At 64.3% G+C, this 22,090-nt stretch carries 19 protein-coding genes and 1 tRNA gene; 15 read left to right on the top strand and 5 right to left on the bottom strand.

The genetic code is table 11. From position 1 onward, the window contains the following. Nucleotides 1-236: 236 nt before the first annotated feature. Nucleotides 237-989 carry an aquaporin gene (locus tag B2246_RS11525; protein ID WP_152414896.1) on the top strand — a complete coding sequence of 251 codons (753 nt, stop codon included), beginning with the start codon at nt 237-239 and terminating at the stop codon, nt 987-989. Here B2246_RS11525 and B2246_RS11520 read toward each other — a convergent pair. Then, on the bottom strand, nt 973-2,712 hold the full coding sequence (locus tag B2246_RS11520; RefSeq protein ID WP_286882254.1) for a carbohydrate porin: 1,740 nt from the start codon (nt 2,710-2,712) through the stop codon (nt 973-975). The two genes, B2246_RS11525 and B2246_RS11520, sit on opposite strands and share 17 nt — an antisense overlap. A 336-nt stretch (nt 2,713-3,048) precedes the next feature. On the opposite strand from B2246_RS11520, the gene dctP reads away from it, so the two are divergent. From dctP to B2246_RS11495, 5 genes are all read left to right on the top strand, one after another. Then, nucleotides 3,049-4,188 carry a TRAP transporter substrate-binding protein DctP gene (dctP, locus tag B2246_RS11515; RefSeq protein WP_008640993.1) on the top strand — a complete coding sequence of 380 codons (1,140 nt, stop codon included), beginning with the start codon at nt 3,049-3,051 and terminating at the stop codon, nt 4,186-4,188. Between the two features lie 150 nt (nt 4,189-4,338). Then, nucleotides 4,339-5,253 (top strand): EamA family transporter RarD, encoded by a 915-nt coding sequence (rarD, locus tag B2246_RS11510; protein WP_286882255.1) that lies wholly within the window; start codon nt 4,339-4,341, stop codon nt 5,251-5,253. A gap of 115 nt (nt 5,254-5,368) precedes the next feature. Continuing rightward, nucleotides 5,369-6,550 (top strand): DNA polymerase IV, encoded by a 1,182-nt coding sequence (dinB, locus tag B2246_RS11505; protein ID WP_035881155.1) that lies wholly within the window; start codon nt 5,369-5,371, stop codon nt 6,548-6,550. Nucleotides 6,551-6,610: 60 nt separating this feature from the next. After that, nucleotides 6,611-7,807 carry an MFS transporter gene (locus B2246_RS11500; RefSeq protein WP_286882257.1) on the top strand — a complete coding sequence of 399 codons (1,197 nt, stop codon included), beginning with the start codon at nt 6,611-6,613 and terminating at the stop codon, nt 7,805-7,807. A gap of 144 nt (nt 7,808-7,951) precedes the next feature. Continuing rightward, complete coding sequence (locus B2246_RS11495; protein ID WP_286882258.1) at nt 7,952-9,724, top strand: cellulose biosynthesis regulator YedQ; 1,773 nt, start codon at nt 7,952-7,954, stop codon at nt 9,722-9,724. 61 nt (nt 9,725-9,785) lie between these two features. Here B2246_RS11495 and B2246_RS11490 read toward each other — a convergent pair whose 3' ends face one another. Further along, nucleotides 9,786-10,280 carry a hypothetical protein gene (locus B2246_RS11490; RefSeq protein WP_008641003.1) on the bottom strand — a complete coding sequence of 165 codons (495 nt, stop codon included), beginning with the start codon at nt 10,278-10,280 and terminating at the stop codon, nt 9,786-9,788. Nucleotides 10,281-10,692: 412 nt separating this feature from the next. On the opposite strand from B2246_RS11490, the gene B2246_RS11485 reads away from it, so the two are divergent. From B2246_RS11485 to B2246_RS11460, 6 genes are all read left to right on the top strand, one after another. Then, complete coding sequence (locus B2246_RS11485; RefSeq protein WP_008641004.1) at nt 10,693-11,661, top strand: Bug family tripartite tricarboxylate transporter substrate binding protein; 969 nt, start codon at nt 10,693-10,695, stop codon at nt 11,659-11,661. A gap of 229 nt (nt 11,662-11,890) precedes the next feature. Then, a complete protein-coding gene (locus B2246_RS11480; protein WP_008641005.1) occupies nt 11,891-12,364 on the top strand; it encodes a tripartite tricarboxylate transporter TctB family protein in 474 nt (157 codons plus the stop codon). Nucleotides 12,365-12,392: 28 nt separating this feature from the next. After that, a complete protein-coding gene (locus B2246_RS11475; protein WP_008641007.1) occupies nt 12,393-13,907 on the top strand; it encodes a tripartite tricarboxylate transporter permease in 1,515 nt (504 codons plus the stop codon). A 105-nt stretch (nt 13,908-14,012) separates the two neighbouring features. Then, entirely contained in the window at nt 14,013-14,429 is a 417-nt protein-coding gene (locus B2246_RS11470) for a PaaI family thioesterase (protein WP_008641008.1), read from the top strand. 8 nt (nt 14,430-14,437) lie between these two features. Continuing rightward, entirely contained in the window at nt 14,438-15,349 is a 912-nt protein-coding gene (locus tag B2246_RS11465) for a patatin-like phospholipase family protein (RefSeq protein WP_286882260.1), read from the top strand. Nucleotides 15,350-15,430: 81 nt separating this feature from the next. Next, entirely contained in the window at nt 15,431-16,912 is a 1,482-nt protein-coding gene (locus B2246_RS11460; protein ID WP_008641012.1) for a dihydrolipoyl dehydrogenase family protein, read from the top strand. Nucleotides 16,913-16,921: 9 nt separating this feature from the next. Here B2246_RS11460 and B2246_RS11455 read toward each other — a convergent pair whose 3' ends face one another. Next, complete coding sequence (locus B2246_RS11455; protein ID WP_008641013.1) at nt 16,922-17,830, bottom strand: LysR substrate-binding domain-containing protein; 909 nt, start codon at nt 17,828-17,830, stop codon at nt 16,922-16,924. A gap of 193 nt (nt 17,831-18,023) precedes the next feature. Between B2246_RS11455 and B2246_RS11450 the strand changes: the two genes are divergently transcribed. From B2246_RS11450 to B2246_RS11440, 3 genes are read left to right on the top strand one after another with little or no spacing between them, the layout of a single operon-like run. After that, nucleotides 18,024-19,445, top strand: coding sequence for an amidase family protein (locus B2246_RS11450; protein ID WP_411860087.1), 1,422 nt, complete (start codon nt 18,024-18,026; stop codon nt 19,443-19,445). Between the two features lie 13 nt (nt 19,446-19,458). Next, nucleotides 19,459-19,668 (top strand): DUF3311 domain-containing protein, encoded by a 210-nt coding sequence (locus tag B2246_RS11445; protein WP_008641015.1) that lies wholly within the window; start codon nt 19,459-19,461, stop codon nt 19,666-19,668. Nucleotides 19,669-19,686: 18 nt separating this feature from the next. After that, on the top strand, nt 19,687-21,072 hold the full coding sequence (locus tag B2246_RS11440; protein WP_186425476.1) for a sodium:solute symporter family protein: 1,386 nt from the start codon (nt 19,687-19,689) through the stop codon (nt 21,070-21,072). 117 nt (nt 21,073-21,189) lie between these two features. Here B2246_RS11440 and B2246_RS11435 read toward each other — a convergent pair. Both B2246_RS11435 and B2246_RS11430 read right to left on the bottom strand, forming a co-directional pair. Continuing rightward, a tRNA-Phe gene (locus B2246_RS11435) sits at nt 21,190-21,265 on the bottom strand. A 57-nt stretch (nt 21,266-21,322) separates the two neighbouring features. Further along, nucleotides 21,323-22,039 (bottom strand): response regulator, encoded by a 717-nt coding sequence (locus B2246_RS11430; RefSeq protein WP_008641017.1) that lies wholly within the window; start codon nt 22,037-22,039, stop codon nt 21,323-21,325. Nucleotides 22,040-22,090: the final 51 nt, after the last annotated feature.

The raw sequence follows: 22,090 nt of genomic DNA, 5'->3' as shown, positions 1-22,090 counted from the left end.
CGAAAAATAACTATACAGTTAGTGCTTGCAATCCATCAGCCCGCACGACTCTTTTCCATAAGCAGGATGGATGAACTTTGTTGTTTGTCGATTGGTTTGATTTATTGTGGGAATAGTTTGACGCCTACCATTCGATACCGGTAGTTCGTTCACTACATCCTGACGCGGCATTGACGGGGTTTGCTCCCGCGCGGAACACTGCGCGGTCGCAGTTCCCCCACGATTCAGCCCGCGCCATGCCAGACACCACCCCCACGATGCGTACCCCGACGACCGCGCGCCGGCTCGTTGCCGAAGGACTGGGTACGGCCTTGCTGATTGCGATCGTAGTGGGGTCCGGCATTCGTGCCGAGCGGCTTGCCGCTGGAGATACCGCGCTCGCCCTGCTCTGCAATGCCCTGGCCACTGGTGCCGGACTTGTAGCGCTGCTGGTGTCGCTTGGCCCCGTGTCAGGCGGTCATTTCAATCCGGTGGTCACGCTGTCGAACCTGATCCAGGGCAATCTGTCGCCGCGCGAAGCGCTTGGGTATGTGCTGGCGCAGTTGTCCGGCGCGGTGTTCGGCGTGATGGCCGCGCACGCCATGTTCGGTCTGCCGCTGCTGGCCGCGGCCACACAGGCGCGCACGGGTCCGCCCATGTGGTGGAGCGAATTTCTGGCGACGTTCGGGCTGATTGGGCTGGGTCTGGCCACCAGCCGCCATCGGCCGGGACTCGTGCCATTTGTCGTGGCGGGCTATATCACCGCCGGATACTGGTTCACATCGTCCACGTCATTCGCCAATCCGGCGCTGACAATTGCCTGCGCGCTGACCGATACCTTTACAGGTATTCGTGGGATTGATGTTCCGATGTTTATTTTTGCGCAGATATGTGGTGCAACGAATGCCGCGTTGCTGTTCCAGTGGCTCTGCCCTGCACCCATGGCAGCGGTCTCAAACCCGCCAGCCCAACGCTGGCAAGGCCGCACGGAGCTTACCAGCGCCGATTGAGCTGGACGCCGAAGATCGAGCCGGATGTCTGGGATGCCCAGGCATCGGCTGGCGAGGCGAAGGTGATGCCATCCACATCATTGGCACGGCTGTAGGTATAGAACGCACGCAGGTTGGCGTTGCCGGCCGATTTGCCGAGCGTAAGTGTCGGTGCCACGGTGAACGCCGTGCGCTGCCCGCCAACGCCAAACCCCGACGAGATCTGGTCGTGCGCGACCTCGAACGTCAGCCGGAACTGGTCGTTGGCGACGAATGCTGGCCGGACGCGCGTGGCGGCCCATTGCAGCGTGCCAACGCCGGAATGATCGAGCTGCAGGCTGGACTCCACCGAACCCGCCAGGCCTGTCCGGCTCTTCCATTCCACCGAATCGGACACGCGGACGCGTGACAGATCGTTGCCCATGCCCGAATAGCCGGTCATGGCCACGCGCGACCCCTGTCCATACTGCAGGCCAAGCCGATTGGTGCCATAGAGCACGCCCTTCTGCTCGTGCATGGCCGATGCCCACCATGCGCCGCCCGAATTCTCGATTTCCTGCATGGCTTCCACGCGGGTGAAGCCTACCTGGACCGAACCCTTGTCATTGGTGCCGATCGGTGCCGATCGGACTGTGTGATAGCTGGGCAGCTTGGCGCCATTTAGTTCGTTACGTGCGGTGTATTGATAACTCAGTCCGAAGTCGCCCAATTTGGCGTTGTCGACGCCGAAACGCATCGATGGCGAACTCGGTGGCAGCAGGCCCGACGACATCAGGAATGGATTGCTGTCGCGGCGGCCAGCCCAGACGCTGGCTTCCTCCAGCATGGGTGTTCCCGAGAGGCCACTGACGGAGGTATAGAAGTTCTGCACCAGCGCGTAAGGGTCCACCGCCGCGGCATTGCCGTTGACCGATGTCGTATCGGTGCCCTTGGCCTGCGCGACGAGCTGGACCTGCGTGCCGCCTCCCATATCCACCAGAGACTCGCGAATCTTGACCTCGCCCGAGCTGGTGCAGGCAAGCCCCTTGCCAAAGCCGGCCGAAGGCGTGCCACCGGCGGTGCAGGCGTGCTGCAGGCCTGACCGGTCCTCCACGGCCGCACGGCCGCTGTAGCCGAGCTGCCAGACCGAATCCCCGGCCAGATCGCCTGCCGGCAACTGCGAGCGCAGGACCGGCGGGACGTCGGAAGGGGTTTGCGCGGATGCAGGGTCGCCGGTCCCTTCCCCTTGCGGCGCAGCGGCCTGCGCGGGGAATTCTCCTAGGCGGTGCGGGAACAGGACGAGCGGCGGCGGAGGTGGTGGCGGCGGCGCCAGCGAGTCGGGCGGGCCGACAAAATCCGGATCGACGGCATTCGTCGCTTCGACGGGCTTCGCGCTATCAGCGGGCGTTGCAGCTTCCGGGGAAGTTGCCCCGTTAGCGGGCGGCGTGGCCTCGGGCGAACTGGCCGCCTCGGCGGGCTTGGCTGCCGCATCCGTCGGTGCGGACGACAGGATCAGGTCGCCAAGCGGATCGGCTGAAGGTGCCGAAGCTGCCGGTGCGGCAACTGATTCAGGAACTGCCGCCGCTGGCTCCAGGGACGCCATCACCGAGGCAGCGGGCGGCACCGTGCTCTCCGCGATGAACGGTGGCGGGGTGACGGAACTGCCGGTATGCGCGCACGCACCCAGTCCCCACGCGGCCAGTACGGCAAACGTGAGGCGACGACGGGCAAGCAGACGATGGGGGCGCAAAGCAGGACGCAGCATGGCAACGACGAAACCGGTTTGGTACGAACACCGGAACAAGGGCTCAGGTTTTATCAGGTGAACTGTTGGACTACAAGGTGGGTTACAAAATCCGCCGAAATGCCCAGCTTTTCACATTACGAAAGGCTGCGGGACGATCCAGCCATGCCCCGTGCATCATTTCCGAACATGCCCGTTATCCGTTGCAGAAGTGCGAATTCCTAGCGAAAACCCCCATTCTGATGGGGCTCCGTGCCCAAAACGCCACCGCTATAATCGACCGGCCTGTCTTTCCGACAACACATCCGGATTCCCGACAGTTCTGCATACATACATATCAATAACGAGGAGATGTCCATGGAACGTCGTTCCTTCCTGTTGAAAGCGTCCGCCGTGGCCGCCACCGGAGCGCTCGCCGCCTGCGGCAAGGAAGAAAAGCCCGCCGCGCCGGCAGCATCGGCCAGCGCCCCAGCCGCCCCTGCTGTCATCGGCAGCAACCCGGCAGTGGAATGGCGGATGGCTTCGAGCTTTCCGAAGTCGCTGGACACCATCTATGGCGGCGGCGAACTGCTGGCGCAACGTGTGAAGGAACTGACGGACGGCAAGTTCAACATCAAGGTATTTGCCGCAGGTGAAATCGTGCCGGGCCTGCAGGTGCTGGACGCCGTGCAGAACCAGACCGTGCAGATCGGCCATACCGCCGGCTACTACTACTTCGGCAAGAACCCGACGCTGTGCTTCGATACGACGATTCCGTTCGGCCTGACCGCGCGCCAGCAGAACGCCTGGATGCTGCAGGGTAACGGCATGAAGCTGATGCGCGAGTTCTTCAAGGAATACAACGTCGTCAACTTCCTGGGCGGCAACACCAATGCGCAGATGGGTGGCTGGTTCCGCAAGGAAATCAAGAGCGTGTCGGATCTGCAGGGCCTGAAGTACCGCATCGCCGGGTTTGCCGGCGTGGTGCTGTCGCGCCTGGGCGTGGTGCCGCAGCAGATCGCCGGTGGCGATATCTACCCGGCGCTGGAAAAGGGCACGATCGACGCAGCCGAATGGGTGGGCCCGTACGACGACGAGAAGCTCGGCTTCTACAAGGTGGCGCCGTACTACTACTACCCGGGCTGGTGGGAAGGCAGCGCTCAGCTCTCGTTCTATGCGTCGGCACCCGAGTTCGAGAAGCTGCCCGCGCTGTACAAGCGCGCGCTCGAAACGGCCACCATCGAGGCCCATACGAACATGATGGCGAAGTACGACACCGTGAACCCGCAGGCGCTGGCCCGTCTGCTGGAAAACGGCGTGAAGCTGCGTCCGTTCTCGAAGGAAATCATGGAAGCCTGCTTCAAGGCCACCCAGGAAGCCTACGCGGACGAAAGCGCCAAGAACCCGTCGTTCAAGAAGATCTTCGACGACTGGCGCGTGTTCCGTAACAACGAAGCCGCGTGGTTCAACGTGGCCGAGCAGGCATTCTCGCAGTTCAGCTTCGCCCGCAAGCTGTAAGCAGCAAACGCCCCTCTCCCGCGCGGAGAGGGGCGAGTGGAGAGGGCCGGCACTTTATCCGCTAGCCACGCCCGCAAGGCGCTCACACGCGCTTTCTCCCGCCCCGGTAGAATCCGCCCACAACCGGACATCTACCCGGGACATTTCCCCATGCAACTCGGCATCTTCTACGCGCTGCTCGCGTACATCATCTGGGGCCTGCTGCCCCTCTACATCAAATCCCTGCACGGCGTTGCGCCGCTGGAAATCCTGCTGCATCGCATGGTGTGGTCGCTCGTGTTTCTTGGGGCGATCCTGCTGTGGCGCCGGCATTTCGGCTGGCTTCGCGAGGTGGCGGCCAATCCACGCCTGGTGCTCAATTTCGGAGCCAGCGCGGCCCTGCTCTGCTGCAACTGGTTCCTTTATATCTGGGCCGTTTCCGCCGATCGGGTGGTCGACGCCAGCCTGGGCTACTTCATCAATCCCTTGTTCAGCGTGCTGCTTGGCGTGTTGCTGCTGCACGAGCGGCTGCGCCCCGTGCAATGGCTATCGATCGCGATTGCTGCGGCGGGGGTGATCTGGCTCACGGTGACGGCCGGGCAGCTGCCGTGGATCGCGCTCGGCCTGGCGGCATCGTTCGGCGGCTATGGACTGTTGCGCAAGACCGGTGCCCTGGGGGCGCTGGAAGGGCTGTCGCTGGAAACACTACTGCTGTTTCCGTTTGCCGCCGCCGCGCTCGCCTTTCTGTTTCTGACGGGTCAGGACACCACGCGCGCCGCAGCACCGGGTACGCAGGTGCTGCTGGCAATGGCGGGTCCGATTACCGCCGTGCCGCTGCTGTTCTTCGCGGCAGGCGCGCGGCGCATTCCGCTGTCGTTGCTCGGGCTGCTGCAGTACGCCGGCCCGACACTGCAACTGGCGCTCGGCATCTGGCTATATCACGAGCCGTTTCCGCCGCAAAAGCAGATTGGCTATGCGCTGATCTGGGTATCGCTGGCCATCTACGCGGCCGAAGGCCTGCTTGTCAGCAAGCTGCTGCAGCGGAAAACTATTAGCGTTAAGAATGAAGTCGGTGAAAGTACATGAATTTAAATCTATTAAATTGATGGTTTGCGAGAGAGGCCGCTGACAGGCCCTCCGCAAAATCCGGGCGCGGCACTATACTGTACGTTTATACAGTGCTCGATTCTCCCTTTCGTCCATGTCCTTATCCGCACGGCGCATCGCCCATCTCGACATGGATGCCTTCTATGCGTCCGTCGAACTGTTGCGCTACCCGGATTTGCGCGGCCAGGCCGTCGTGATCGGGGGCGGTCGCAACGCCGTGCCCGAGGTCCTGCCCGACGGCACACGCCGTTATGCGCGTCTGCGCGATTACGCCGGACGCGGCGTCGTGACCACGTCCACCTACGAGGCCCGCGCGCTTGGCGTGTTCTCCGCCATGGGGATGATGAAGGCTGCCAAGCTCGCACCCGACGCAATCCTGTTGCCGACCGACTTCGACGCCTACCGGCGTTACTCCGGGTTGTTCAAGGCTGCAGTCAGATCATTCACCGAACAAATAGAAGACCGCGGAATCGACGAGATATATATCGATCTGACTGATGTTGATGGCGAGGCGCGCGATGTGGCGGCCCGCATCAAGGCAGCCGTGAACGCGGCCACCGGGCTGACCTGTTCGATCTGCGTGGCGCCAAACAAGCTGCTGGCCAAGATCGGTTCCGAACTCGACAAGCCCGACGGCTTGACGATCCTGACGCCGGCCGATATCCCGACACGAATCTGGCCGCTGGCGGCCCGCAAGGTCAATGGCATCGGCCCCAAGGCGGCGGAAAAGCTGGCGGCGATCGGCATCGAGACCGTGGGGCAATTGGCGGAGGCCGACACCGCGCTGCTGCAGGCCCATTTCGGCCGCAATTACGCAAGCTGGCTGGCCGAAGTGGCGAATGGGCGCGACGAGCGGCAGGTCGTGGTCAGCTCCGAACCCAAGTCGATGAGCCGCGAAACCACGTTCGAGCGTGATCTGCATCCGCGCAGCGATCGTCCCGTACTGTCCGAGCAATTCACCCGGCTTTGCATGCGCGTGGCCGAAGATCTGCGGCGCAAGGGCTATGTGGGGCGCACCGTCGGCATCAAGCTGCGTTTCGACGACTTCCACACCGTCACGCGCGACCTGACGCTGACCGCCCACACCGCGGACGGCGCGACGATCCGGCATGGCGCCACCGAGTGCCTCAAACGTATCCCGCTGGAACGACGCATCCGGCTGCTCGGCGTACGCGTCAGCGCGTTGATCCCGGCCGCCGATCAGGGCGATGACCCCGCGCCGGTCCAGGAGGAATTGCGCTTCGACGCCGAGCCGGATTCCCCTGTTTTCCGTTGAAGCGGGTTTGAATCCCCTGTGTCATACGGGCCTATCTATGTCCCGGTAGAATCGGCGGCCATGACATCCGCCACCGCCCAACGCGCCGACGCCCCTGCTGCCTGGATCACTCCCCTCCTGGCCACCGCGTGCGGCATGATCGTCGCCAATCTCTACTACGCCCAGCCACTGGTCGGTCCGATCGCGCGGGCGCTCCAGCTTTCTCCCGAGATCGCCGGCCTGATCGTCACGCTGATCCAGATCGGCTATTGCGTGGGGCTGCTGCTGCTGGTGCCTTTGGGCGATATCGTCGAGAACCGCAAGCTTGTACTGACGCTGATCGCCGGCTGCGCGGTGGCATTGGTCGCGGCGGCGCTGGCTACCCACGCGAGCGTGTTCCTGATCGCTGGTTGCGCAATAGGCTTGTGCTCGGTGGCGGTGCAGGTACTGGTGCCGTTCGCGGCACACCTCGCCCCCGAACATGCGCGCGGCCGGGCCGTCGGCAACGTGACCAGCGGTCTGCTGATGGGCATCATGCTGGCGCGCCCGGTATCGAGCCTGGTGGCGGACCTGTTCGGCTGGCATACGATCTTCGCCGCGTCGGCCGTGGCCATGGTGCTGCTTGGCGTGGTGCTGTCGCGCAAGCTGCCGCAGCGCCAGCCGGCGCCCGGCGTGAACTATGTCGAGATGCTTGGTTCGATGGGGCACCTGTTGCGCACGCAGCCGGTGCTGCGGCGGCGCGCGATGTACCAGGCAAGCATGTTCGGCGTATTCAGCCTGTTCTGGACCACCACGCCGCTGTACCTGGCCGGGCCTGCCTTCCACATGTCCCAGACCGGCATCGCCGTGTTCGCGCTCGTGGGCGTGGCCGGCGCGATTGCCGCGCCGATGGCCGGCCGCTATGCCGATCGTGGCCACAGCCGCCAGATGACCGCCATCGCACTGGCGCTTGGCGCTGGCTCCTTCCTGCTGAGCCGCATCGGCGCCGAAGGTTCGCTCATGTCACTAGTGGCCTTGACCGTCGCGGCCATCGTGCTCGACTTTGCCGTGTCGGCCAACCTGGTGATCGGGCAGCGCGCGATCTTCTCTTTGTCCGCGGAGCATCGCAGCCGCCTGAATGGGCTCTACATGGCCATCTTCTTCGTCGGCGGCGCGATTGGCTCGTCGGTTGGCGCATGGGCCTATGCGCGTGCCGGCTGGCCGCTGGCGAGCTGGATCGGCTTCGCCTTGCCGGCCGTCGCCCTGCTCTATTTCCGAACCGAGCCTGCAAGCACCTGACCGCGGTTGAATCAGACGGAAGACGCTCGTCTCCCATGCACCAGACGTCGTCGTGTGCTCTACACTGTGCCAGCATATCGGTACCATCATTCCTGAATCCGTCGTCGCAGTACCCGCAAGATGCGGGCTTGCCGGAGACGTCCAATGGCATGGCACAAACTGCTTCCGCGGCCGCGCTGGCTGCCGCGTGCGGCACTGATATATCCGCAGCGCGTGGTGGTGGTGGGATTTGGCCTGGCGATGCTGCTGATGCTTGTCGTGGCGATGCGCGACCTGTACCTGCTGCGCGAGCGCGTCCTGATCCTGCATCAACACGACCTGGCGCTGCGCGCACTTGGCGCGGAAGCGGTTATCAATGCGGAACGGTTCAAGCTATCGTTCGTGCGCGATTACGCGCAGCAGCTTCTCGAACTCCAGCAGGGTACGAAAGCGTCTACTGACGGCGATGTCGAACGTGCCTATGCGGCACGCAATGAACCTGTCTGGGAATTGCAGGTACCGCTTGGCGACGCGCCGATCGTGGGGGTGTCGCCCCAGACCCTGAAAGGACTGCAAGGTTTCGAACGCCGCGACGAGGACCTGCGGGCGGATCTGCAGGCCGCGCGTCAGCTCAGCCATGTGCTGGGCGTCAGCCAGCGCAGCGACCGTCCCGATGGCACGGTGACGTTCATCTCGAGTAACGGCTTTTACGTGACATATCCCGCGTTGCCACCGGACCGGGCTCCTGCCCTGATCAAACGCTTTAGCGGGATCGACTATTACCGCAGCCTGCTTCCCGATCGCGACCCCAGCCACGAAATGCGCTGGGCGCAGGTCTACACGCAATTCGAAAGCACGCAACTGCGCACGACACTGAGCGTGCCGGTCTACGTCGCCAAACGCTTCCGTGGCGTGGTGGCCGTGGACCTGGAGATTCGCCGTCTGCGTGACCTGATTGGCTTGCCGGAGATCCTGGGGTCTCATCGCTACCTGCTGGACCGCAACGGCAATGTCATCGTCTCGAGTCAGACCGGAGGCAAGACCAATCTGCGCTGGCCCGACGATTTCGCCGGGGACCTGCGCAATACGGCGGTGTCGGACCTCATCTCGCAAGGCACGGGCATGCGGCACGTCAATGGCCAGTATGTGTACTTCCAGCGCGTGGGCAGTGCCGGAAACTGGCTAATGGTGGACACGCTCGACGAATACGATGTCTATGCGACGGTGGCCCGGCGCCTCAGCTTGCCATTGCTGACGATCTGGTTCCTGCTACCTGTGCTGATGTATGTCACGCTGCGTGTGGTGACGCTGCTGTTTGACCACTATCTGGCCGCCGGCAGGAAACTCCAGCAGATGGCCGAGACCGATCCCTTGACGCAACTGGCCAACCGGCGCCGCTTTAGCGAACAGTTCAAAAAGGAGACGGCCCGCCGGCAGCGCGATGGCACGCCGCTGGCCATGCTGATGCTCGACATTGACTTCTTCAAGCGCGTGAACGACAAATGGGGCCACGCCAGCGGCGACTGCGTGCTCGTGACGATGGCGGACCTGCTGCGCAAGCAATTGCGCGAGGTCGACTTCCCAGCTCGCCTTGGCGGCGAGGAATTCGCGGTGCTGCTCCCGGGCGCCTCGACGGCTGAAGCCGTGGCCGCGGCCGAGCGCTTGCGCCTGGCCGTGGAAGCCGCGTCCGTCGAGGCGGCACCCGACGCGCCGCACCCCGAGGCGGGCGACGGACGCATCCGCTTCACCGTGTCTATTGGTGTTGCAGAAGCCGGGACCGACGGATGCCAGACACTCGACGCCATGCTGGCAGTGGCCGACCGCCGGCTCTATGTCGCCAAGGAAGCGGGGCGTAATCGGGTATGCGCGACGGATGCGCCGGATGCGCCGGCCGGTAGTGCAGCGGTGCCATCGATGCAGCGACAAGGCAGTTCATGACCAGCTCCTTGCGCGGGGATACGGCAAGTGCGCCCCGCGCAAATCCATGGCGCATTTCAACTCAGCGCACGAGAAACGCGATGTCGTCGGCAGTGATGACCGACACCGGAATCCCTTTGCGACGCTGAAACAGGATGTGTTGCTGAACGCGGCTGCGTTGCTCGGCGAAGACTGCGGGTTCAATCGCCAGGCCGTTGCGCGCGTAGTGCTGCACCAGCAGCTTGTAGGCGCGATGGCGGATCTGCAGCGTCTCGTTTTCCGCGCGCAGGCGCTGCCATTCGTCGGGGCTCAGGTCGAGCGTGTGATTGAGTTCGTCGACCGTGCGGGAATGCAGGTCGCGATAGAGATCGCGTTCGGCTTCCATGCGGTGCAGTTCGTCACGCAGCGCGGTGATCTTGCGCTGGAGCTTGAGCGACTGGCTGACGGCCGCCTGCATGCCTTTGGCCGCTTCCAGCGCCTGGTTGGCCGCCGCCATGGTGCTCTTCCACAGGCCGCGATCGCTTGCCGCGCCGAGTTCCGGCACCCAGCCGTCCGACGCCTTGATTATCGTATCCATCTTGACCCCAGTGACACCCATTGAAACTTCTGTTTTATCGGCCGATTCGCATCGTCGTGCGTCGGTCCGGATCGTTCTTGTCATTGCTCCGTCCGTGCGGCAGGCAACTGAAATCCATCGTAGTGAGATGTATGTCGGCCGCCAAGTCAAAGATGTTTAGATCAGATTTCCCCCCCAGCCGGCGATGCCGAAATGCGACAGCGGCAATGACCTGCGACGACAGACAAAGCAAACAACACCACGTAAACCCCAACACATTTGCTGACGTTTTGACAGGCATTTGACAGTTTCGGCCATCTAGAATTCGGGCCATGATCGCCGATGTCCATGCCGTCGGCAGTCTGGCCAAATACATCGTGGCCGTTCTCTCAGTACAACCACAACATTCCAATAAAGACAGGAGACAGCATTGATGAATCGCTCGTTCGCCCGTTTCACGCACGCCTTCGTCGCCTCTGCGACGCTGGCCGCCGCCGTGGTGGCCGCTCCGGCCTACGCCGTGGACTCCCTCAAGGTCATGATTGGCGCCAACCCCGGTGGCGGTTTCGACCAGACCGGCCGCACCATCGGCGCGGCAATGGTGGCAGCTGGCGCAGCCAAGAGCGCCTCCTATGACAACAAGGGCGGCGCGGGCGGCACCATCGGCCTGACCCAGTTCGTCAACACCGACAAGGGCAACCCGAACGCGCTGATCGTGACCGGCGCCGTGATGGTCGGCGCGATCGAGACGAACCACCCGCCGGTGACCCTGAAGAACGCCACGCCGATCGCGCGCCTGTTCGCGGACACGATGGTGCTGACGGTGCCGGCCAGCTCGCCGATCAAGTCGATCAAGGACCTGACCACGCAGCTGAAGGCCAATCCGGGCAGCGTGAGCTGGGGCGGCGGTTCGAAGGGTTCGATCGACCACATCCTGGCTGGCCTGATCGCCAAGGAAGCTGGCGTGGACCCGAAGAAGATCAACTATGTGCCGTTCCAGGGCGGTGGTGAAGCCTCGGCATCGATCCTGGGCGGTCACGTGACCGTCGGTATCGCTGGCGTGTCCGAGTTCCTGCCGTTCATCAAGACCGGCAAGATGCGCGCGCTGGCCGTGACGTCGAAGGATCGCACCGCCGATATCCCGACGCTCAAGGAGCAAGGCATCAACGTCGAGATCTACAACTGGCGCGGTGTTTATGGCGCGCCTGGCATCTCGGCCGAACAGCGCAAGGCGATGATCGACGCCGTGGTCAAGGGCACCGAGAACCCGGTCTGGAAGGACGCGCTGCAGAAGAACGACTGGACGCCGTTCCTGCTGACCGGCGACGAGTTCGGCAAGTTCGTCGACGCGGAATCCGCCCGCCTGGGTGGCACGCTGCGCGAACTCGGCGTCGCCAAGTAAGACCGCTCCACAGGGGCCCGGCGCGCAAGCCGCGGTCCCCGACGACCAGCAAGCACGCGGAAGTTCGTTTCACCCTGTCGTTCCCGCCCGGCCGCCGACCGTCATGTCCGGCGGTGCGGAGAGCGGCACGGGGCCCGGTGCCGCCACCTGCGATGCACCGAAAAAACAAACCATATCGTCACCGGGCCCCGTGACCGTGCGGGTGGCAGGACCATCCGAGAGCCCCATCATGAAACCATCCCACGTCTCCATCGGCGTCGCCATCCTGGCGGTGTCCGCCTTCTTCTTTGCCGGATTGCCGGGTATTTCCGGCGATGAAGGCTATGCCGGCCTGTCGCCGCGCTTCGTCCCCACGCTGGTGGCCATCGGCCTGGCGGTGTGCGGCGCGCTGCTGACGTGGCAAGGCGTGCGCGGCGGCTTCCGCAACATGCCCGAAGAGGATGCCGAACTGCCGTCGGCGCCGCACAACTTCAAAGGCTTCCTGTGGGTGGCGTTGGGGCTGGTGGCCAACATGGCGCTGATCGGCACGCTGGGCTTCGTGTTCTCGTCGACGCTGATGATGGTGTGCGTGGCGCGTGGCTATGGCAGCCGCCGCATCGTGCGTGACGCGCTGATCGGCCTGCTCATCACGGTGCCGATGTGGGCGCTGTTCGAATTCTTGCTCGGCATCAACCTGCCGCTGCTGCCGGTAGCGGGCTTCTGAGCCCGCACCCCAACGGGAGGAACGAAACATGGATACCTTGAACCAGTTGATGCACGGCTTTGCCGTGGCCATCACGCCGCTTAACCTGATGTGGGCCCTGGTGGGCTGCTTCCTGGGCACCGCGATCGGCGTGCTGCCGGGCATCGGCCCGGCGCTGACCGTGGCGATGCTGCTGCCGCTGACCGCGAAGGTGGAACCGACCGCCGCGCTGATCATGTTCGCCGGCATCTACTACGGCGCGATGTACGGTGGCTCGACGACCTCGATCCTGATGAACACGCCGGGCGAGTCGTCCACGATGGTCACCGCGATGGAAGGCAACCTGATGGCCAAGAACGGCCGTGCGGGCCCCGCGCTGGCCACGGCCGCGATCGGTTCCTTCGTGGCCGGCACGATCGCCACGGTGCTGCTGTCGATGTTCGCGCCGGTGGCTGCCGACGTGGCGCTGCAGTTTGGCCCGGGCGAGTACTTCATGATCATGCTGCTGGCCTTCACGACCGTTTCGGCCGTGCTCGGTTCGTCGCTGCTGCGCGGCATGACCAGCCTGTTCCTGGGTCTTGGTATCGGCCTGATCGGCATGGATTCGCTGTCCGGCCAGACACGCTATTCGATGGACGTGCAGGAACTCTACGATGGTATCGACATCGTCGTGGTGGCCGTGGGCCTGTTTGCGGTGGGTGAGGCGCTATTCAACGCCTTCTTCCCGCAGCCCGAAGGCTCGTTCAATAAACTGAGCTCGGTCCACATGAACAAGTCGGACTGGAAGCGCTCGGTGCCGGCCTGGATTCGCGGCACGGTTATCGGCTTCCCGTTCGGCCTGATTCCTGCCGGCGGCGCGGAGATTCCGACGTTCCTGTCGTATGCCGCCGAGAAGAAGCTGTCCGACCACAAGGACGAGTTCGGCCGCGTTGGTGCGATCGAAGGCGTGGCTGGCCCCGAGGCCGCCAACAACGCCGCCGTGACCGCCACGCTGGCCCCGCTGCTGACGCTGGGCATCCCGACTTCGAACACCACGGCAATCCTGCTGGCGGCGTTCCAGAACTACAACCTGCAACCGGGTCCGATGCTGTTCCAGACCTCGGGCGATCTGGTGTGGGGCCTGCTCGCTTCGCTGTATATCGGCAACGTGATGCTGCTGGTGCTGAACCTGCCGGCAATCGGCCTGTGGGTGCGCATGCTGCGCGTGCCGACGCCGCTGCTGTACGGTGGCATTCTGATCTTCGCCGGCCTGGGTGCGTATGGCATTCGCCAGTCGTGGTTCGATCTGCTGCTGCTGTTCGTGATCGGCCTGCTCGGCATGGCGATGCGCCGCTTCGATTTCCCGACCGCGCCAGTCATCGTCGGCCTGATTCTGGGCCCGATGGCCGAGAAGCAGCTTCGCAATGCGCTGTCGATCGGACAGGGCGACTGGAGCCTGTTCATCAAGCAGCCGATCTCGGCAACCATCCTGGCCATGACCGTGGCGGTGGTGGTGCTCCCGCGTCTGCTGCGCTGGCACGCCAGCCGCACGACCGCGCGCGCGGAAGCGGACAACGCGGCATAAATCCCAGGTTCCGCCCTTTGGGGCGGCCCGGCGGGTTTGGGCAGGGGGCTTCGGCCCCCTGTATCATTGGCGCAAACAACATCGTGCGCCGAGGAGACACGGACCGTGCCCGAATCCACTTTCACGCTAGCCGACATCGACGCCACGCTCGAACGCGTGCTGGCCCCCTGGGTGCGTGAGCTTGGCCTGCGTGCCGAAGCCGTCGATGCCGATGGCGTGACACTGCGTCTGCCTTTCAGCGAAAGCCTTCGCCACGCCGGCGGCGTGGTGTGCGGGCAGGTGCTGATGTCCGCGGCGGACACGGCGATGATCGTCGCCATCGCGAACGCCCTGGGCAATTTCCGCCCGATGACGACCGTCAGCCTCACTACCAACTTCATGCGTCCCGTGATCGACGGCGATGTGCTTGTGCGCGCCAACGTGTTGCGGCTCGGCAAGACCGTGGTGTTCGGCGAGATCGAACTCACTGGCAAGGACGGCAAGCTCGCCGTGCAGGCCACTACCACCTACGCGCTGCTTTGAACGCCGGCATGTCGACCTCCACTTCCATCCCTTCGCCAGGTGCGCAGCCATTCGACCAGATCGTTTTCGCTGGTGGTGGCAACCGCTGCTGGTGGCAGGCCGGATGGTGGGACACCGTGGCGCCAGAGCTGAAACTGCGGCCACGCGTGATCGCCGGCATCTCGGCGGGCGCGGCCACGGCGTGCATGGTCTACGCCAATGATTCGAAGCAGACCATGGCCTACTACCGCGAGGTGCTGGCCAACAATTCGCGCAATGCGTACTGGGGCAACCTGCTGCGGCGCGAACGCGTATTTCCGCACTACGGTATCTATCGCAACGCATTGCTTTCGCTGTTTGGCGACAGCCGTCTGGAGCGATTGCAGGAAGCGCCGGAGATTCGCATCGGCGTCGCGCATATCCCGCGCTGGAGCGGCCCGCGTCTGGCCGTAGCGGCCGGCCTGCTCGCGTACAACATCGACAAGCACCTGCTCAAGACACTGCACCCGAGGCTGGGCCGCAAGCTTGGCTTTCATCCGGAGTTCGTGCGCGCGCAGGATTGCCGGTCGCCCGAGGATCTGGCCGATCTGCTGCTGCAATCGGCATCGACGCCACCGTTCACGCCAGTACTTCGCCGGGATGGCCGCGCGGTGCTCGACGGCGGACTGGTCGACAACGTCCCCGTCGATGCGCTCGATGCCACGCCGGGCAATGTGCTGGTGCTGGTGACCAGGCTGTATCCACGCCCGCGCCGCTTCGTGCTCGAGGTGGACGGCCAGCGTCGCCTGTATCTGCAACCGTCAATGCGTGTGCCGATTTCGAGCTGGGATTACACCCGGCCCGAGGCGATGACGCATGCATACGACCTGGGCTGCCGCGATGCGGAAACGTTCCTGCGCGAGTGGCCCGAGATCAGAGAGGAGTTGTTGCCGGCGTCTTGAGTGGTATGCGCCAGATTGGCGCCGGTCGATCGTGTGTGCAATGTGCAATGCGGCCAAGGGCTGCCAGGCAAGGAGGCATGAATGACTAAGCGTCAGGCATCAACGGCGACCACCACGAAGACAACGGCAAAAGCCCGGCGCCGCGCCAGCGAGGTTAGCGCGGAGCCGGTTGTCGAGCGTGTGCCGCGCCGCAAGCGTTCCGTGCGGCCCACCACGCGTGAAGCGGATTTCGTCGTGATCGGCGCAGGCTCCGGTGGCGTGGCCGCGGCGCGCCGCGCGGCATCGCATGGCGCACGCGTGATACTGGTCGAGCGCGACGCCATTGGCGGCACCTGCGTGAATCGCGGTTGCGTGCCAAAGAAGATGCTTTCCTATGGCGCGAACTGGGCGTCGATCCTCTCGACGTGCCTGTCGCATACCGGCGGCAAGGAAGACTGGCGTGATGCCAGTGTGCGCGTGAATGCCGAAGTGGCGCGGCTCAATGCGTCGTACGCGCAACGGCTCAATGAGGCCGGCGTCGAGATCCTGCATGGCGATGCGCGACTCAGTGGACCGGACGAGGTGGTGGTCGGCAACGAGATCATCCGCACGCGCAAAACGCTGATCGCCACTGGCGCGCATCCCCTCGCCCTGCCCGTTCCGGGCGGCGAGCTGGCGAGTTCGTCCGATGACGTGTTCACCTGGCAGACCGTGCCTGCATCGATCGCCGTGATCGGCGGCGGCTACATTGCCGTGGAGATGGCGTCGATTCTCTCGCGCTATGGCGTGAAAGTGGACCTGCTGGTGCGCGGAGATCGCCTGCTGCCGAAGTTCGATCACGATATTGCCGCGGCGCTGGCCGAGGCACTCGCGGCAAAGGGCGTGCGACTCCATTTCAGGGCCGACGTGACGATGCTGTCGCAGGCCAACGGCGCGACGGAAGTCTGCTACACGCAGCAGAACAATCCTGGCCGCACGCAGACCGTGCGCGCACAGGCGGTGCTCGCGGCGATCGGGCGCCGGCCCAGCATCGCCGAACTCGGGCTCGATGCGCTTGGCGTGCAGCTTGGCGAACGCGGCGGCATTTGCGTCGATCGGCAGTTCCGCACCACGGTGCGCTCGATCCATGCGATCGGCGACTGCATGGATCGGAATCTGCATCTGACGCCGGTAGCCATCGCGCAGGGGCGCTGGCTTGCCGATCGGTTGTTCGGCAAACGTGGTGATATTGCCGATTTCGATTTCGTGCCGACCGCCGTGTTCAGCGAACCCGCGATCGGAGCGGTGGGATTGACTGAGACACAGGCGATCGAAGCCGCCGGCGGCAGAGCCGATCGCGTGCGCACCGAGATCAAGCGGTTCGTGTCGCTGGAGAACCGCTTCGGCGGTGTGGCGCAGCCATCGGTATTCAAGCTGGTGTTCAACGCGCGCAGCGGGCGGGTGCTGGGCGCGCACCTGATGGACAACGCCGCGCCGGAGATCATCCAAACCTTTGCCGTTGCACTGCGCCTCGGCGTGAAGGATGCGCATCTGAAGACGACGATGCCACTGCATCCTACGGTGGCGGAGGAACTGTTCGGCTAGGGATGTGAACTAGTCCAGCGCCGGATTCACGCGCGACAGTGCTTCGCGAAACAGGTTCGAGAATCGCGTGGCGGCCAGCGAGAGCGGGTTGTCGCGCAGCGTCACGATGCCGAGCACCAGGGGCCGCAGCGGTACGTCCACGGGAATGCGCGTGAGCTGCTCCGACTGGGGACCCACCTTCAGGATGCTGCTCGGGATCGTCGACACGGCATCGGTGCTGACCAGCAGACTCGACGTCACGCCGAACGTATTGGTCTTGATGATGCGCCGGGGAAGCGGCAGGCCGAGTTGCTGCAACTGATCGAGCAGGAAGGTGTGCTGGCTGCCTGGCGATAGCTGCATCAGCCAGTCGCACTCCACCAGTTCTTCCCAGCGCGTGGCGTTGGCCAGCGGGTGTCCACGGCGGCCCGCGATCATGACGTCGAGCGTCTTCAGGGGCTCGAAATCGAACTCGCTGCCCAGCGTCTCCGGAATCAGCGCGGCAATCGCGAAGTCGACCGTGCCGGCGCGCAGCGCGGGCAATACTGCGGGCATCAGGCCCTCTTCGAGCGTCAGGTCGGCCAGCGGCATGCTGCGCCGGAAATCTCGCAGGACATCGGGGAGCACGCTCAGGAAGACCATCGGCGTCACCGCGACCGACACGCGGGCTTTTTCGCCGCCCATCAACTGACGGATGTCCTGGCGCGCGAGCGTGAGCTGGTTCTGCGACTGCCGCGCGCGGACGGTCAGCTGGCGGCCGCACTCGGTGAGCGTGATACCGCGCGAGCTTCTGACGATCAGCGGCGCATCGAGGTCTTCTTCCAGTTCCCGAATGGCCTTCGTGATCGCTGCCTGGCTCAGGTGCAGACTGCGCGCGGCGCCACGGATGCTGCCGGTTTCGACCAGCCGCAGCCACGCCTTCAATTGATGGTCCCGCATGTGTGTTGTCTCCCCTGGGCAGGCGTCCTGCTGCGCCGCAAACGGTGACAACTGTTGGTGGTCACCATCGGAAAAGTATTGTCTTTTGGTATGCATCATAGCGGACTAGTCTTTCTCCGACGTGCCGCCAGCCCCACAGGCGGCCGAACACAAAACTCAAAACACGGAAACAGGAGACAAACGCATGAGCAACGTGAGCAACGAGCTGTGGCGTTGGAGCGCGGCCGAGGCCGCCAGCCAGATCGCAAAGCGCGAGGTATCGTCGGTGGAGGTTGTTGCCAGTAGCTTGGCCCGACTGGACGCGGTCAATCCGTCGATCAATGCTGTCGTCGACGTGCTGGCGTACGAGGCGATGCAGGCAGCGGCCGACGCCGATGCGGCGCTGGCCCGGGGCGAGTCACTTGGGCCGCTGCATGGCGTCCCCGTCACGGTGAAGGTCAACGTCGACATGGCGGGCCGTGCCACGACCAATGGCGTGGTGGCGTTCCAGGACACGGTGGCCAGCGTGGACAGCCCGGTGGTTGCCAATCTCCGCAAGGCCGGCGCCGTAATCATCGGCCGCACCAACACGCCGGCATTCTCGCTGCGCTGGTTCACTGACAACGACCTGCATGGCCGTACCCTCAATCCGTGGAATGCCAGCCATACACCGGGCGGGTCCAGCGGTGGTGCCTCGGCTGCGGTGGCGGCCGGTATCGGCGCCATCGCGCACGGCAATGACCAGGGTGGCTCGATTCGCTATCCGGCCTATGCTTGCGGTGTTGCCGGGCTGCGCCCGACCCAGGGTCTGGTGCCGGCCTTCAATCCCTCGCAGTTGCGTGAGCGCACGATGGGTGCGCAGCTATCGTCGGTGCAGGGGCCGCTGGCACGCACGGTAGGCGACCTGCGTCTGGCGCTGACCGCGATGGCCGCGCCGGACAGCCGTGACCCCTGGCAGGCTTCGGCCTCGGTTGGTAGCGCTCACAAGACCTTTCCGACACGCATTGCCGTCTGCGCAACCCTGCCGGGCTTCACGGCCGACGAAGCGGTCACGGCCGCCGTAAGGCAGGCGGCTCGCTGGCTCGAGGATGCCGGCTGCGTGATAGAGGAAGTCGTGCCACCTCGATTGCAGGAGGCGACCGACCTGTGGCTGGCACTGACGATGAACGAACTGGCCGCTGGCCTGGGCGACATCATCGAGCGTGACGGCGACGATGCCGTGCGCGCTGCCATCGGCACCCAACGACGTCAGACAGCATCGCTGGATCTCGCCGGATACATGAACGCCCTGGCGCGACGCACCACGCTGCTGCGCGAGTGGCAGCAGTTCTTCGAACGCCACCCGCTGTTGCTGATGCCCGTGTCCTGGCAACGCCCGTTCATGATCGACGCGGACCGTCAGGGCGCTGATGCCGCGCGCCACATCCTCGACGCGCAGAGTCCGATGCTCGCAACGGCAATTCTCGGCCTGCCCGGGCTGTCCGTGCCCACTGGATTGGCGGGAGGCTTGCCAATGGGTGTGCAACTGGTAGCCGGACGCTTTCAGGAAAGCCTGATCCTGTCCGCCGGCGAGGCCATCGAGGCGCGCTGTGGCGTGATGACGCCGATCGATCCCCAGACGTCGGCCGCGCGCTGAAAGGAGTCCGGTCATGCTCAAGCTACTGATCGGCATCGGCATTCCCTACGTTGGCGTGCTGGGGCTGCTGCCCTGGGTTGCGTCGGTAGACACCTTCGTGCTCGGCGTGCCATTCATCTATGCGTGGATGTTCGCCTGGTTCGTGCTGACGTCGGTGTGCCTCTACGTCTGCTGGCGCTTCTTCGATCGTCCTGTCGACGCCGAGCGTCGGCTGGACGCCTGACTACCGGGAGCCACTCTTATGTCCACAGCGGTTTTCCTCGGCTTCATCGTCCTGTCGCTGTACCTGGCCCTGCGTTCGCGCAAGGGAAAGGGGTCGCAAAGCGCTCATGACTTCTTCGTCGCGTCCCGGCAGTTCGGCGCGTTCCTCGTGTTCTTCCTGGCGGCTGGCGAGATCTACAGCGTGGCCACGATGGTGGGCTTCGCCGGCGGCATCTACGCGAAGGGGCCGACCTACGGCATCTGGTTCCTGGGCTATATCCTGCTGGCCTATCCGCTTGGATACTTCCTGGCGCCGAAGATATGGGAGGCCGGCCAGCGCTTCAATGCCATCACACTGGCTGACCTGTTCAAGGGCCACTTCGACAACCGCGCCGTGGAGTTCGTGGTCGCGCTGTCGTCGATCCTGTTCCTGTTGCCGATGGCGCAGCTACAGTTCACGGGCCTGATCGCCGCGTTCCGGGGGCTAGGCTGGAGCTTCCAGCCGCTCCATCTGGTCCTGATCGCGGCGGTGCTCGCCTTCACGTACATCGCCATATCCGGCGTGCGTTCGTCGGCCTACGTGGCGGTGCTCAAGGACGTGCTGATGGTGGTGGCGATCGTGGTGACGGGTCTGGCGGTTGCGGGCGAGGTCGGCGTGGCGAAGGTCTTCCACGTGGCGAGCGAGCAGGTCAGCAACCGGATGAACGACGAGCAGCTACGCTTTTCGATGAGCACGATCCTGTTCCAGTCGCTTGGCTTCTACATGATGCCGATCTCGGTGCAGTTCATCTACACGGCGAAAAGCGCCGATACGATCCGCCGCACGCAAGTGGCCATGCCGCTGTACATGCTGATGTATCCGTTCCTGGTACTGGCGTCGTACTACGCGCTGACGCGCAGCGACACGCTTGCAACGGCGAACGAGGCCTTCTTCGTGGCGGCCACCCACCTGTTGCCCTCCTGGCTACTGGGCCTGGTGGCGGCGGCCGCGGCGCTGTCGGGCCTGCTGGTGCTGACGGGCATGTGTCTGGCGATCGGTCCCATCGTCACGCGCAACCTGCTGCCGCACCTGCCAGAGTCCAGGCAGAAGGCGGGTGCAAAGGGGGTGATCGTCGTGTACCTGATCGTGTCAATCCTGATGACGCTGATGGCGCCGAACCTGATGCTCACGCTGATCAACACCACGTACTACGGCGTGACGCAGTTCCTGCCAGGGATGATCGTCATCCTGTTCTCGCTACGTGTCAGGCCAAGCGCGGTGGTGCTGGGCATCCTGACCGGCCAGTTGATGGCGGTCGTGCTGTATCTCGAGAAGGTGGATCTGGGTGGCATCAACCTTGGACTGCCCTGCCTCGCGGCGAACGTCGTGGTGATGGTGGTGCTGAACCTGCTTCGTACCCCGAAGGGGCTTCAGGCGACGGCGTAGTCGCACAGCAGGCCAGATGCTTGATGGTCGCGGGGTCGGGCATCGCCCGATTCCAACCGACCGAATGCAGAACGCAAAAAGCAAAACGGACGCCGAAGCGTCCGTTTTGCTTGAATCTGGTGGCCTGGGACGGAATCGAACCGCCGACACAAGGATTTTCAATCCTCTGCTCTACCGACTGAGCTACCGGGCCAAAGAAGCGAAACTATAACTGTGCAAAACTGGTTCGTCAAGCGTTTTGTCGAGCCACTTATTGCTCGGTCGGCTCGGGCTTGTTGCGGCCCAGTTCCACGCCCAGCTGCTTGAGCTTGCGGTACAGGTGGGTACGCTCCAGACCGGTCTTCTCCGCCACTCGGGTCATGCTGCCGTGTTCGCGCACCAGGTGGTACTCGAAGTACGCACGCTCGAACAGGTCGCGCGCTTCACGCAGCGGCATGTCGAACGAGAACTGCATTTCACCTTCGGGCACACCGCGGGTAGCCGTGCCGTTCGCGATGGCCTCGGCCGGTACCTCGGCGGTTGCCATCGCGGAGACCGCGGCTTCGCCCGTGCTGGCGGCGGCAGGTGCGGCCACCACGGAAGGCGCGGCGCGTGGGCGCTCGACCCCACGGGCCAGCCCTGCCTCGACGGCGGACAGCAGCTTCTGCAGCGCGATCGGCTTCTCAAGGAAGTTGAGCGCGCCGATCTTGGTGGCTTCGACGGCCGTGTCGATCGTCGCATGGCCGGACATCATGATGACCGGCATGGTCAGGAAGCCCTGTGCCGACCACTCCTTGAGCAGCGTCACGCCGTCCGTATCCGGCATCCAGATATCGAGCAGCACCAGGTCCGGCGTCGCGCCTGCACGGAACTCGCGTGCCTGCTGGGCGTTCTCCGCCACTTCGACCACGTGGCCTTCGTCGCTCAGGATTTCCGAGAGCAGCTCCCGGATACCCATTTCGTCATCGACTACGAGGATGGTTGCCATACGTTCCTCTTAACCCCACCGCAGCGTCACCGGACGTTGCCGGTGCGCAAG

The organism is Cupriavidus sp. UBA2010 (genome assembly GCF_002335265.1).
GTDB lineage: Bacteria > Pseudomonadota > Gammaproteobacteria > Burkholderiales > Burkholderiaceae > Cupriavidus > Cupriavidus metallidurans.
This window is presented reverse-complemented; position numbering and strand designations above follow the sequence as displayed.